Below are 13,376 nucleotides of genomic sequence, written 5' to 3'. Positions count from 1 at the left end.
GGGCCGCACCCGGTCGCGGGTGCGGCCCCTCCGGCGTTCGGTGGGCGCGGGGCTCAGCGCAGGACCACGCCCGGGTCCTGGGAGGCCCGCGGGACCTTGACGCTGGAGCGGTCGTCGCGCAGCGCCTGGACGGTGAACATCGGCACGTCCTTGGTGGGGATCGCGAGCATCCGGGCGGCGGCGACCGGGCCGCCGGAGACGGTCTCCACGGTCAGCGCGTAGCCGCCGTTCAGCCCGCCGGGCTCGGGGGCCGGGAGGGCGACGGTGCCGCCGGCCGGCAGCTGGACCTCCTTGGTGACGGCGGTCCCGCCGCCGGTGCCGGCCGAGGCGGTGACCTTCACGGTGGCGGCCTCGCCGGTGGAGGTGAGGAAGAGCGTGGAGACGCCGCCGCCGCGGTTGTCGGCCACGGTGGCCCGGGTGCCGACCGGCACGGTGCCGGCCAGCCAGGCGGCGTCGGACTTGCCGTTGGCCGCCGCGCGGTCGATCCGCAGGCCCGCCACCACGGGGGTGGGGTGCTTGTCGTCGGTGGGCGACACCCGCAGTCCGGCGACCTCGTCGCGGGTGATCCTGCCGAGGTCGACGGCGGCGGTCATGCCGGCCTTGACGTGGATGGTCTCGTTGCCGGCCGGGGTGAACCAGCCGTTCTTGCCGGAGAGCTCGATCTTCAGGTCGGCGTCGTCCTCCGGCGGGGCCCAGACGATCAGGCGGGCACCCGTGGTGTCGGCGGGCAGACCGGGCAGCACCTGGGTGGGCGCCGGGTCGGCGGAGGCGGGCACCCAGTCGGCGCCCTTGCTGCCGTCGGCGGCGTGCAGGGCCGCGCCGACCCGGCCGCTGCGGACGACCACGTGCACGGCGAGGTCGGCGACCTGGCCCTTGCTGACGGTCGGCAGCAGCACCGACTGCGAGCTGCCGGGGGCGACGGTGATGCCGTTGGTGGCGTCGTTCTCGATCAGGCCCTTGTCGCCGTAGAGCTTGATGTCGACGACGGCGGCGGCGCTCTCGGCGTTGACCAGGCTGAGGTAGTCGTTGCGGCCCTCGGCGGTGGAGGCGCCGGCGAACCAGAAGCTGGTCCCGGACGGCGTGCAGGTGATCCCGGACAGGCCCTGGCCGCGCTGCTCGGTGACGGTGGTGGTCTGGGTGACGGTGAAGCCGGGGGCGAGCGCGCCGGTGGCGACGGCGCCGGTGCCGGGGGCGATGTCGCCGTTGGCCGCGGGGGCGGTCACCGGGGTGCCGGGCCTGGCCAGGGTGAGCCGGGCGTCGGTGGGCGCGGTGTCCTTGTCGGCGACCGGGGCGGCGGCGGGCGCCGCGGGCGTGCCGGTGGCGGCCGGGGCCGTCGGCGCGCTGCTCGGAGCCGGGGTGCCGGGGGACGCGGTGGCCGGCGGGGCGGCGGGCGCGGCCGCGTCGGAGAGCCAGCCGGCGCCGCCGGTGGCCTCGCCCGCGCCGGGCGGGGTGTAGGCGGTGAGCGTGGTGGAGCCGGTGAGGCCCTGGAGCGGCTGCGGGCAGACCGCGGTGGTCCGCTCGACCTGTGCCGAGGTGGCGGTGGCGCCGCCGGTGCCGGCCGGGGCGGCCGGCGGGCGGGCCGCGGCGATGCCGTAGACCGCCGCGAGCACGACGGCCGCGGCCAGCAGCGAGCGGGTGGTCCGCGCCGCGCCGGAGCCCTTCGGGGCGGCGGGGGCGCCGTCGGGGGTCCCGGCGACCGGCCGGGCCGCGGGGGCGGTGTCCGGCTCGGCGGACTTCGTCCTGAAGGCGGGCTTCTTCATCGCGGGTCAGCTCCCCGATCCGTGGTGGTGCGGGTACCGGCCCGGCCCCTGGGGGCCGTTCGGGTCGTTCGGGTCGTGCGGTTCCGGCTGCTCGTAGTAGGGCCCGGTCTGCTGCTGCCCCGGCACCCAGGGCTGCTGCTGCCCGCCGGCGGACTGCTGGTACGGGTCGTAGCCGTACTGCTGGTCCGCCGGGTGGGGCGGGTAGCCCTGCTGCTGGTAGCCGTCCTGGCCGCCGTAGCCCTGGCCGCCGTAGGGCGCGGTCACCGGCTGCTGGGCGTAGGGGTCGTAGCTGTACGGGTCGGCCTGCGGGTACGCCTGGTACGGGTCCGTGTACGGCTCGGCCTCCTGGGCGGCGGCGGCCGCCCGGACGGGGTCGGCCGACGGCTCGCCGGCGGGCTGGGCCGCAATCGCGCCCGGCCGGCCCTCGTAGACCCCGGTGTCCGGGTCGGCGGCGACGTCCGGGACCTCGCCCTCGGTGCCCTCGCCGCGCTCGGCCATCCGGCGGGCCCGGCGGCTGCCCGGGGCCGGGGCCTGCGCCTGGGCGGCGGCGGCCAGCTCGGCGGCGGCGACCACGTCCTCGGGCAGGTCGTCGTCCTTGTGGCTGCGCCGGCCGGGCAGGGCCAGCACCAGGACGGTGAGGCCGAGCAGCAGCTGGGCCCAGATCCAGCCGGTGTGCACCAGGCTGCCCTCGCGGGTGACGGCCAGCTTGCCGCCGCCCGGCGGGAGCTTGAAGCCCTGCGCCCAGCCGTCGACGGTGACCGGCTCCAGCGCGGCGCCGTCCAGGGTGGCCTTCCACTCGGGGGCGGCGGACTCGGCGAGCCGCAGCACCCGGCCGTCGGGGCCGGCCGGCACGGTGGTCGCGAGGTCGCGCTCACCGGCCGGGACGACCACCGGGGCGGTGCCCGGGGCGGTGATCAGCGCGCGGGTGGCGGGGGTGCCGTCGACCTGCCAGAGCGCGGCGCCGCCGTCCTGGTTGGCCTTGACCAGGCCGGGGGTGGTGTCGAGGACGTCCTTGAAGACGCCGATCAGCGGCTGGTCGACCAGCACGTAGGCGATGCCGTAGCGGGAGAGCGCGCCCGCCTGGTCGGCGCCGGAGCCGGCCAGCAGGCTGCCGACGGCCTTGTCGAGCCCGGTGGTGGTACCGGTGGCCGGGTCGACGGTGGACTCGGCCTGGCCGAGCGTCAGACCGGCGCCGCGGACCACGGTGTAGGAGACCGAGCCGCCCTTCGGGTCGCCGGTGACGACCAGGGTGCGGGAGCGGTCGGTGGTGCCGGCCTGTTCGGCGATGAACGCGGGCACCTGGGCGCCGCGGCCGCGGTGCAGCGGGCCGTCGGCGCCGGTGAGGGCCCACCAGACGCCGGTGCCCAGCGGGGCGAGCAGCGCGGCGGCGACCACCAGGGCGGCGACCGGCTGGCGCCAGCCGAAGGCGATGCCGGCCACGCGGGCGTTGGCGCCGTCGGCGCCGATCGCGGCGGCGGCCAGCAGGGCGACGCCGGCCAGCAGGGTGGCCGGGCCGGACCACGCGGGCACGGCCGGGCCGCCGGAGGCGGGGGTGACCGAGGTGCCGGCCACCGCGACGGCGAAGAGCAGGCCGGCGCCGGCGGCGCCCCAGGCGGCCAGCACCGCGCGGCGGCGGTCGGCGCGCAGCAGGGCGGCGAGCGCGGCGAGCACCACGCCGGCGGAGAGCCAGACGGGCGGCACCCCGGCGCCGCCCGGGTTGACCAGGAGCAGCCCGGTCGCGGTCGGGCCGGCGCCGTGCAGGCCGGGCAGGCCGGCTTCGAGCAGCAGCCACTGCGGGTGCGAGAGCACCTGCACGGACCAGGGCGCGAGCACGCCGACCGGCACCGCGAGGATCACCAGGACGCGCAGGCCGAGCAGGCGCAGCGCGGTCGCGCCGGAGCCGAAGGCGCCGCCGCGGACCACCGCGGTGACCAGCATGGCCAGGCAGAGCGGGACGGCCAGCGCCCAGACCAGCGGGACGAAGGCGGTGGCCAGGGTGAGCAGCAGGACCGTCATCCAGACCGGGCGCCAGCCGGGGCGGGCGCCCTTGGCGGCGCTCTCGTCCCGGATGCCGAGGCCGGCGGCGATCGCGGCGGCGCGGGCCAGCGGCGGCAGCAGCACGGCCAGCACGGCGGTGCCGATCCGGCCCTGGGCGAGCGCCCCGGTGGCGGCGGGCAGCAGGGCGTAGGTGGCGCTGGCCCAGGCGCGGACCAGCTTGGAGTCGATCAGCGGCCGGGAGACCAGGTAGGCGCTGACGGCGGAGAGCGGGACGGCCAGGACGACCAGCAGGGTGACCGCGAGGTCGGCGTGGTCGAAGAGCATCCAGGAGAGGATCGACAGCACCGCGAGGTAGGGCGGCGCGGCGGCGGTGGAGCCGGTGCCGACCGGGTGCCAGGCGTCGGCGTACATCGACCAGAGGCCGGCCGCGCCGTCGGTGGCGGGCAGCAGGGCGCCGCCGAACAGGGCGTCACCGCCGAGCAGGGCGCGGCAGGCGAGGAGGGCGAACACCAGCAGGGCCGCGAACAGCAGCGGCGCGGGACGCCGGGCGAGCTTCTTGATCAGCGCGAACTGCTCGACGACGAGGTCCTCGGCCTCCTCGTCGCCGCCGGCCTCGACCGAGCCGTGCCGGCCGGCGCCGGCGTCGTCGCCGCCCCCTATGCCGAGCGAGCCGATCACGCCCTCGACGGCGAGCCTGGTGGTGGCGCCGGGAGCGGGGAAGAGCGAGCGGTCGTCCAGGGCGTCGGCGGCGCGGGCGCGGGCCCGGCGTTTGCGGGCCGCCAGCAGCCTGGGCAGCCGGACGAGTTCGTGGCCGAGTCCGGCGAGTTCGTCGAAGGCCTGCTTGGGGTCCTTGCCGAGCAGGTTGGCGACCACCCGCAGCAGGGTGCCGAGCACCAGCCGGAGCAGGACGTAGGGGACGAGCGCGCCCCTGGTGTTGGCGAGCAGGGTGTAGACGGCGCCGGCCTTGTCCACCCGGTGCGGGTGGGCGGGGCCGCAGTCGATGGCGCGGCGTTCGCGGCTGGCGGCCTCGGCGTGCCGGAGCACGGCGTCGGGGGCGACCACGACGCGGTGGCCGGCGGCGTTGACCCGCCAGCAGAAGTCGGTGTCGTCGCGCATCAGCGGCAGCGCCCGGTCGAAGCCGCCGAGCTGCTCGAAGACGTCGCGGCGCACCAGCATGCCCGCGGTGGAGACCGCGAGCACCGGGCGGACCTGGTCGTGCTGTCCCTGGTCCTGCTCGCGCCGGTCGAGCCCGGTCCAGCGGCGGCCGGAGCGGGCGATGCTGACGCCGACCTCCAGCAGCTGCCGGCGGTCGTACCAGCTGCGCAGCTTGGGGCCGACGACGGCGGCGCTGGGCGTGGAGTCGGCGACCTGGAGCAGGCGGCGCAGCGCGTCGGTCTGCGGCTCGCAGTCGTCGTGCAGCAGCCAGAGCCACTCGACGGGCCGGGTCTCCCGGGGGCCGCCGCGGCCGAGGTCGTCCTGCTCGCCGAGCGGGTCGCCGAAGTCGTCCCAGCCGCCGGTGACCGGGTCGTAGCCGGAGGGGTCGAGCCGGTAGGGCAGGTCCTCGGGGCGCAGCGGCGGGCTGTTGAGGACGGCCTCGGCGACGGCGGTGCCGAAGCCGGCCCGGCGGCCGAGGACGGTCGGGCCGCTCTCCGGGAGCCAGTCGGCGAGGGCCTCCGCGAGCAGCCGCGGGGACTCGTCGGTGGAGCCGGTGTCGACGGCGAGGATCCGCTGGACCTGGCGGTCCTGGCCGAGCAGGCCGTCGAGGGCCCGGGGCAGCCAGCGGGCGCCGTCGTGCGAGACGATCACGGCGGTGACCAGATGGCGCGGGTAGGCGGGCGGCCTGCTGGCGGAGAAGCCGCTCTGATGGCTGTAGACGGTCATCGCGTGCGCGGGCCCCAGTTCTCGGTGGACACAGCCGGTGAACGGCAACCGGATGGCGCACCACACTAACGGCTCCGGATGGCGGCTCCGTCCACGGTGCCCGTCCCGCCGCCCGCCGGGGAACACGAAAGCGCCTCACCACCGGTGGTGAGGCGCTTTGTCGCTGACTGGTCGTGCGGGCCGGTGGCCCGGCGAACCGGGGCCGGGGATCCCGGGGACGCGGCGGCCCCGTTTCAGACGGCGCTCTTCTTGAGCCGGCGGCGCTCGCGCTCGGAGAGGCCGCCCCAGATGCCGAAACGCTCGTCGTTGGCGAGGGCGTACTCCAGGCACTCGGAGCGGACCTCGCAGGCGAGGCAGACCTTCTTGGCCTCGCGCGTGGAACCGCCCTTCTCGGGGAAGAAGGACTCCGGGTCGGTCTGGGCGCACAGCGCGCGCTCCTGCCAGCCGAGTTCCTCTTCCTCCTCGATGCCGTCACCGATCAACAGCTCAAAGAGCTCGCTCATGTGGCGCGCCTCCTCTGCCCCTATTGGCGTCCCCGTGGGTGCCGTTGCCTCGTGCGGTCGACGACACGAGTGAAATTACAGTTGCGTCACTCTGGCCCAGTCAAGCCGAGCTCTGGTATTGGGGCCAGGATTCACTCCCCGGCACCAAGCCGTTACGAATAGTGTACATAACCGGACACATCGGACCTCTCGCCCGATTGCCCCGAAGGTCGATGAACCCTTCGCAACCGGGGGCCGGGTGATGCGCAGTCACCGCCACAGGCCGGTCACCGGGCCGTCTTCCCGGCGATCTTCCCATCGAAACATAGAGGGTGATTTATCACCCCATCGGGTAGTTCATGGCTCATCTCACCCGAATGTCCGCTCTCCCCGAGTTGACACCACCCCCACGGATGCGATCTCCTTTCCTCCATGTCGGAGTTCACCAGCCCCCGGAGCGGTTCCCCCCTCCGCCGTGCCGTGAACTCCTGTTGTCGCCTCTGTTCCTGCCGCTGTATCTAGGCGCCCGCCGTCCCGCCGCGCGCCGCCCAGGAAGCACAGAGGCCGCCCGCGATTCCCGCCCCAGGACATCCCGGATCCGGCTGATCCCCTGACGACCCAGCCCTCCGAGGACGACTCCCGTGCGAATGATCCGCATCCGCAAGCGGAACCGCGACCGCAGCAAGCGCACCCTCCCCCAGCCCCTGGCCGGGGTGACCCGCACCGGCCTCCGTGCCGGTGCCCGCCCGCTCACCCCCGCCCCGGCCGGCCGGCCCGGCGGCCACCCGTGGGCCGACGGCCTCAGCGACGTCTCCATCGCCGGCGACCCGCTCGCCTTCCCGCACCTCGCCCGCACCGACCTGCCCACCCACCCGGTGACCGTCGCCGACCACTCCCGGCTGGTCCGCGAGATCGCCGCCGACCGCTCCCGCTGGGAACCGCTCGTCCGCTACGACGCGCTCACCCGCTGGTACGCCCGGCTGGAGACCGGCCCCGGCTACGAGGTCTGGCTGCTCAGCTGGCTGCCCGGCCAGAGCAGCGGCCTGCACGACCACGGCGTCTCCTCCGGCGTGATGACCGTCGTCCGCGGCGAGCTCGTCGAGCGCTCCCTCACGCACGCCGGCGAGGGTGCCCGCACCCTGCGCCCCGGCGGGCAGCGGGTGTTCTCCCCCGGCTACCTGCACGAGGTGGTCAACGGCGCGCTGGAGCCCGCCGTCTCCATCCACCTCTACAGCCCCGGCCTGACCGAGATGAACCAGTACGGCGGCACGGCCGTCCCCGAGCAGCACGCGCAGCAGCTCCCGCAGACGTCCACCGGGGCCGAGGTCCGCTGAGACCACGGCCCCCGGGGCGCGGTCGTCAAGGGTCGGGCTGACGACCCGTCGGCGCGTGGCAGGATGGGCGTATGCGCATCGTGGCACTGGCAGGCGGGATCGGCGGAGCGCGTTTCCTGCGCGGACTCCGGGAGGCCATCGGTCCGGAGGACGAGATCACCGTCATCGGCAACACCGGTGACGACATCCACCTCTTCGGTCTGAAGGTCTGCCCCGACCTCGACACCGTCATGTACACCCTCGGCGGCGGCATCCACGAGGAGCAGGGCTGGGGCCGGACCGACGAGACCTGGTCCATCAAGGCCGAGATGAAGGAGTACGGCGTCGGGCCCGAGTGGTTCGGGCTCGGCGACCGCGACTTCGCCACCCACCTCGTGCGCAGCCAGATGCTCACCGCCGGCTACACCCTCAGCCAGGTCACCGAGGCGCTCTGCGTGCGCTGGCGGCCCGGCGTGCGGCTGCTGCCGATGAGCGACGACCGGGTCGAGACCCACGTGCGGATCACCGACGGGCAGGGCACCCGGGCGATCCACTTCCAGGAGTACTGGGTCAGGCTGCACGCCGCCGTCGACGCCGAGGCGATCGTGCCGGTCGGCGCGGAGACCTCCAAGCCGGCGCCCGGCGTGCTGGAGGCGATCGCCGCCGCCGACGTCGTCCTGTTCCCGCCGTCCAACCCGGTCGTCTCGATCGGCACCATCCTCGCCGTGCCGGGCATCCGGGCCGCCGTGGCGGCCGCGTCCGCCCCCGTGGTCGGGCTCTCGCCGATCATCGGCGGCGCCCCGGTGCGCGGGATGGCCGACAAGGTGCTCGCCGCGGTCGGCGTCGAGGCCACCGCCGAGGCGGTGGCGCTGAACTACGGCTCCGACCTCCTCGACGGCTGGCTGGTGGACACCGCGGACGAGGGCTCCGTCGCCGCGGTCGAGGCCGGCGGCATCGCCTGCCGGGCCGTCCCGCTGCTGATGACCGACGTCGCCGCCACCGCCGACATGGCCCGGGCCGCGCTGGCGCTCGCCGAGCAGGTCCGGGCATGAGCCTGCAGGTCCTCCCGGTCGACGGACTGCCCGAGATCGACGCCGGCAGCGACCTCGCCGGGCTGATCGCCAAGGCCGCGGAGTACCGGGACGGCGACATCCTGCTGGTCACCTCCAAGATCGTCAGCAAGGCCGAGGGCCGGGTGCTGCTCGCCGCGGACCGGGAGGCCGCCATAGACGCCGAGACCGTCCGGGTGGTCGCCCGGCGCGGCCCCACCCGGATCGTCGAGAACCGCAACGGCCTGGTGATGGCCGCCGCCGGCGTCGACGCCTCCAACACCGCCCCCGGCACCGTCCTGCTGCTGCCCGAGGACCCGGACGCCTCGGCCCGGGAGCTGCGCGCCGCGCTCCAGCGGCTCACCGGACGCCGGCTCGCCGTCGTCGTCACCGACACCTTCGGCCGGCCCTGGCGCAACGGCCTCACCGACGTCGCCATCGGCGCCGCCGGGCTGCCCGTCCTGGAGGACCACCGGGGCCGCACCGACTCGCACGGCAACGAGCTGGCCCTCACCGTCACCGCCACCGCCGACGAGCTCGCCGCCGCCGCCGACCTGGTGAAGGGCAAGGCCACCGGCACCCCGGTCGCGGTGGTGCGCGGCCTCGGCCACCTGGTCACCGCCGGGGACGGCGAGGGCGCCCGGCCGCTGATCCGGCCCGCGGCCGAGGACATGTTCCGGCTCGGCACCTCCGAGGCGATCCGGCAGGCCGTCACCCAGCGGCGCACCGTCCGCGCGTTCACCGCCGAGCCGGTCGACCCGCGGGCCGTGCGGCGCGCCGTCGCCGCGGCGGTCACCGCGCCCGCGCCGCACCACACCACGCCGTGGCGGTTCGTCCTGCTGGAGAGCCCCGGTGCGCGGACCCGGCTGCTGGACGCGATGCTCGCCGCCTGGCGCCGCGACCTCGCCGGGCTGGACGGCTGGGACGAGGAGCGGATCGCCCGCCGCACCGCCCGCGGCGACGTCCTGCGGGCCGCCCCGTACCTGGTGGTGCCCTGCCTGGTGGCGGACGGCGCGCACGCCTACGCCGACGAGCGCCGCGCGACCGCCGAACGCGAGATGTTCACCGTGGCGGTCGGCGCGGCCGTGCAGAACCTCCTGGTCACGCTGGCCGGCGAGGGCTACGGCTCGGCCTGGGTGTCGTCCACCATGTTCTGCCGCGACACCGTGCGCACCGCCCTCGACCTCCCCGCCTCCTGGGACCCGATGGGCGCCGTCGCCGTCGGCCGCCCCGCCGAACCCCCGCGCCCCCGCCCGGAGCGCACGGCGGACGCCTTCGTCGAGGTGCGGTAGCGCCCGGGAGCCGGAGCCTGCGGTACACGTCCCCGCGGCTGCCGGCCGTGACCGCGGGGACCACCCTCCGCGCTTCCCGCACCCCGTGGACCGCGCGGTGGGCACCGACCCGACCGGCGCGGGGCTCCTCCGTCAGCGGTGGCGGTGGTCGTTGGGGGTGAGGCGGGGGCCGAAGCGGGGGGCGTGGGTGCCGGTGGAGAGGACGATCCGGCAGAGGCGGTGGCGGTGCGGGCGGTAGGGCTCCAGGAGGGCCAGCATCTGCGCGTCGTCGCTGCGGACGCGGCCGGCCAGGGCCCAGCCGACCGTGTTGGGCAGGTGGAAGTCGCCGACCGAGACGGCGTCGGCGTCACCGTTGCTGCGCTGGAGGGTCTCGGCCGCCGTCCAGACGCCGACACCCGGGACGGCGGTGAGCCGGGCGAAGGACGCCTCGTGCTCCATCGCGGAGGCCTCCTCCAGCCGGGGCGCCAGCCGGACGACGCGCTGCACCGTCGCCGAGCGCTTGGGGTCCACGCCCGCGCGGTGCCAGTCCCAGCTCGGCACCAGTGACCACTCGCGGGCCGAGGGCGCCACCCACATCCCCTCGGCCGGACCGGGCGCCGGGGTGCCGAAGGCCCGCAGCAGGGTGCGCCAGGACCGGTACGCCTCGCCGGTGGTGACCTTCTGCTCCAGGATCGCGGGCACCAGGGACTCCAGGACCAGGCCGGTCCTGGCCAGCCGGACGCCGGCCGCGGTCCGCTGGGCCTCGCGCAGCGGACCGGGCGGCAGGACCAGGCCCGCCGGGTCGTCCTCGGCGCCGAGCAGCCGGGGCAGCCGCTCCAGCAACCACGCGGCGCCCGGGCCCCAGGCCCGCGCCTCGACCGAGCCCTCGGAGGGCCGGGCGAGCACCCGCAGGGTGCCGACGCCGGCCGGGGTGCGGGAGGCCCGCCAGACCGCGCCGTCGGGGGTGGTCCGGTACGCGGGGTCGGCCGGGCCGCGGCGCAGCGGGAGCAGGGTGCGGGCCACGTCCAGCGGGAAGCCGGGCCGCCAGCTGCGGACCGCCGGGGCGGCCGCGGGGCCGGTGCTCCTCGGGGCGGTGCTCCTGGGGGCGGGCACACCCGTGCGGGCGCCCGGGCGCGCGCTCCCGTTCATCGCCGTGCACCTCCTCCGCCGTCCGTCGACCATGGGGATATGAACGATACGCGGGTGGCGGAGTCGGCCCCCGGTGACGGGAGTGCCGTGCGGGCGCGGCCTTCGCCGGACCGTTCGCCGCGGACGGCGGGGTGGTCGCGGCCGACGGGACCGGGTGCGGCGGCCGGTCGGTGACGACCGCCGACGCGGGGTGCCCGGGCGGCCCCGGAGCGTGGCCGGGGAACCGCCCGTGAACCGGATGTTCACGGGATCTCGACCCGCCCGCCACGCCGCCCCGCACCCGGTCGGCCACCCCTCCCGGACGTCCGCCCGTAGGCCGTAGGCTGGGGCGCACCATGACTTCGCCTTTCGCTGCCGATGCCCGCACCCCCGTCGAGCTGCTGCACGCTTACCTGCGAGGTGGCACTCCCTCGGTCGACCCCGCGGCCCCGCTGGTCACCTTCTACGACGACGCCACCGGCGAACGCGTCGAGCTCTCCGCCCGGACCTTCGACAACTGGGTGGCCAAGACCGCCAACCTGCTCCAGGACGAGCTCAACGCCGGACCGGGCGACCGGGCCGCGCTGCTCCTCCCGGCCCACTGGCAGAGCGCCGTCTGGCTGCTCGCCTGCTGGTCGGTCGGAGTGACCGCGGTCCCGGCCGGAGACCCCGCCGACGCCGACCTGGTGGTCAGCGGCCCGGACGGCCTGGAGTCCGCCCAGGCCTGCGAGGGCGAGCGGGTGGCGCTCGCCCTGCGCCCGCTCGGCGGGCGGTTCCCGCAACGCCCGGACGGCTTCCTCGACTACGCGGCCGAGGTGCCCGGTCAGGGGGACCGGTTCGCCCCCTACTCCCCCGTCGCCCCGGACGCCCCGGCGCTGGAGACCACGGTCGACGGCCTGCCGCTGAAGCTGGCCGGGGAGCAGACCGTCCAGCTGGCCCGCGAGGGCGCCGCCCGGCTCGGTCTCGGACCGGGCGACCGGGTGCTCTCGACCTTCTCCTACGACGACTGGACCGGCCTGGAGGCCGGCCTGCTGGCGCCGCTGGCGGCCGGCGCCTCGGTGGTGCTCTGCCGCAACTCCGACGGCCTGGACGCCGGGCAGTGGGAGAAGCGGGTGGAATCCGAACGGGTGACACTGCGCCTCGGTTGACCACCGGCCCGGGCCCGGCGGGTAGGCATCCCTGCCATGGCCGAGGACGACACCGGGCACCCCCCGACCGAACACCCTCCGACCGAGCCGGCCGACGCCGGGGCTCCGGACCACCCTCAGGCCCAGGAGCCCGCGGCGCCGCCCGGCGGCCGCCGGCGCCGCCGCCGGCGGTGGCCGGTCGTCACCGCCGCCGTCCTGGCCTTCCTGCTGGTCGTCTGCGGCACGCTGCTGTGGGTCGCGTACCGCAAGCTCGACGGCAACATCCGCACCGACTCCACCACCGACCAGCTGCTGGCCCGGCTGGAGGCCGAGCGCCCCAGCCGCACCGCCGGGGCCCGGGGCGCCGAGAACCTGCTGCTGATCGGCAGCGACGACCGGACCGGCGCCAACGCCGGCTACGGGACCGCCGGCGGCCAGCGCTCGGACACCACGATCCTGCTCCACCTGGCGGCCGACCGGCGGCACGCGACCGCCGTCTCCATCCCGCGCGACGTCATGGTGAGCGTCCCCGCCTGCGAGAAGCCGGACGGCACCCGCAGCCGGCCGGTGCTGACGCAGTTCAACGCGGCCTTCGAGACCGGCGGCCCGGCCTGCTCGATCCGCACCGTCGAACAGCTCACCGGCATCCGGATCGACCACTACGTGATCGTCGACTTCACCGGCTTCAAACGGATGGTGGAGGCCGTCGACGGGGTCGAGGTCTGCGTCCCGCAGCCGATCCACGACAAGGACGCCAAGCTGGACCTGCCGGCCGGGCGGCAGACGCTGCGCGGCGAGCAGGCGCTCGGCTACGTCCGGGCCCGGGAGACCCTCGGCGACGGCAGCGACACCCAGCGGATGGGGCGCCAGCAGCAGTTCCTGGCGGCGCTGATCCGCAAGGTGCAGTCGCAGGACGTGCTGTTCAACCCCACCAGGCTGTGGCCGGTGCTGGACGCGGCCACCTCGTCGGTGCGGGCCGACGGCGGGCTCTCCTCGCTGGGCGCGCTCTACGACCTGACCCAGGACCTGCGCGGGATCCCGTCCTCGGACGTCACCTTCCTGACGGCGCCGCGGCGGCCGTACCGGTTCGACTCGGACCGGGACGAGTTCGTGCAGCCGCAGACCACCGAGCTGTTCGCGGCCCTGCGGGACGACCGGCCGGTGGAGGTGCGGCCGCCCGGGGCGGGGCCGTCGCCGAGCGCCCTGGCGGCTCCTTCCGCCCCGGCGTCCCCCTCGCCGTCGCCGTCGCCGTCACCGCAGCCCGGCACCCCTCCGTCGTTCGAGGGGCGGACCGCCGACGTGGACGCGTGCGCGGTGCACTGAGCGCGGACGGCGGCCGGTTCCGGATCACGGTCCGGAACATCCTT

9 protein-coding genes are annotated in these 13,376 nt (G+C 76.3%); 5 read left to right on the top strand and 4 right to left on the bottom strand.

Going from position 1 to position 13,376, the window contains the following annotated elements:
- Positions 1 to 53: 53 nt before the first annotated feature.
- The 3 genes from ACFCX4_RS14430 to ACFCX4_RS14420 form a co-directional block, all read right to left on the bottom strand.
- Complete coding sequence (locus ACFCX4_RS14430) at positions 54 to 1,760, bottom strand: DUF5719 family protein (protein WP_376142094.1); 1,707 nt, start codon at positions 1,758 to 1,760, stop codon at positions 54 to 56.
- Positions 1,761 to 1,766: 6 nt separating this feature from the next.
- Positions 1,767 to 5,639, bottom strand: a complete 3,873-nt coding sequence (locus tag ACFCX4_RS14425; protein ID WP_376142092.1) for a glycosyltransferase — start codon at positions 5,637 to 5,639, stop codon at positions 1,767 to 1,769.
- A 233-nt stretch (positions 5,640 to 5,872) separates the two neighbouring features.
- Positions 5,873 to 6,142, bottom strand: a complete 270-nt coding sequence (locus tag ACFCX4_RS14420; protein WP_030310813.1) for a WhiB family transcriptional regulator — start codon at positions 6,140 to 6,142, stop codon at positions 5,873 to 5,875.
- A gap of 794 nt (positions 6,143 to 6,936) precedes the next feature.
- Here ACFCX4_RS14420 and ACFCX4_RS14415 point away from each other — a divergent pair.
- The 3 genes from ACFCX4_RS14415 to ACFCX4_RS14405 all read left to right on the top strand — a co-directional run bounded on the left by ACFCX4_RS14415 (position 6,937) and on the right by ACFCX4_RS14405 (position 9,775).
- Complete coding sequence (locus ACFCX4_RS14415; RefSeq protein WP_376142099.1) at positions 6,937 to 7,455, top strand: cysteine dioxygenase family protein; 519 nt, start codon at positions 6,937 to 6,939, stop codon at positions 7,453 to 7,455.
- 71 nt (positions 7,456 to 7,526) lie between these two features.
- Positions 7,527 to 8,486 (top strand): 2-phospho-L-lactate transferase, encoded by a 960-nt coding sequence (cofD, locus tag ACFCX4_RS14410; RefSeq protein ID WP_376142090.1) that lies wholly within the window; start codon positions 7,527 to 7,529, stop codon positions 8,484 to 8,486.
- Positions 8,483 to 9,775, top strand: coding sequence for a coenzyme F420-0:L-glutamate ligase (locus ACFCX4_RS14405; RefSeq protein WP_376142088.1), 1,293 nt, complete (start codon positions 8,483 to 8,485; stop codon positions 9,773 to 9,775). Before cofD ends, ACFCX4_RS14405 begins: the two co-directional genes overlap by 4 nt.
- A 132-nt stretch (positions 9,776 to 9,907) precedes the next feature.
- On the opposite strand, the gene ACFCX4_RS14400 is transcribed toward ACFCX4_RS14405, so the two are convergent.
- On the bottom strand, positions 9,908 to 10,903 hold the full coding sequence (locus ACFCX4_RS14400) for a DNA-3-methyladenine glycosylase family protein (protein WP_376142085.1): 996 nt from the start codon (positions 10,901 to 10,903) through the stop codon (positions 9,908 to 9,910).
- A gap of 335 nt (positions 10,904 to 11,238) precedes the next feature.
- On the opposite strand from ACFCX4_RS14400, the gene ACFCX4_RS14395 reads away from it, so the two are divergent.
- Entirely contained in the window at positions 11,239 to 12,030 is a 792-nt protein-coding gene (locus tag ACFCX4_RS14395) for a TIGR03089 family protein (RefSeq protein ID WP_376142082.1), read from the top strand.
- A gap of 36 nt (positions 12,031 to 12,066) precedes the next feature.
- A complete protein-coding gene (locus tag ACFCX4_RS14390; RefSeq protein WP_376142080.1) occupies positions 12,067 to 13,332 on the top strand; it encodes an LCP family protein in 1,266 nt (421 codons plus the stop codon).
- Positions 13,333 to 13,376: the final 44 nt, after the last annotated feature.

The sequence above is a fragment of the Kitasatospora sp. NPDC056327 genome (genome assembly GCF_042261735.1).
Taxonomy (GTDB): Bacteria; Actinomycetota; Actinomycetes; order Streptomycetales; family Streptomycetaceae; genus Kitasatospora.
This window is presented reverse-complemented; position numbering and strand designations above follow the sequence as displayed.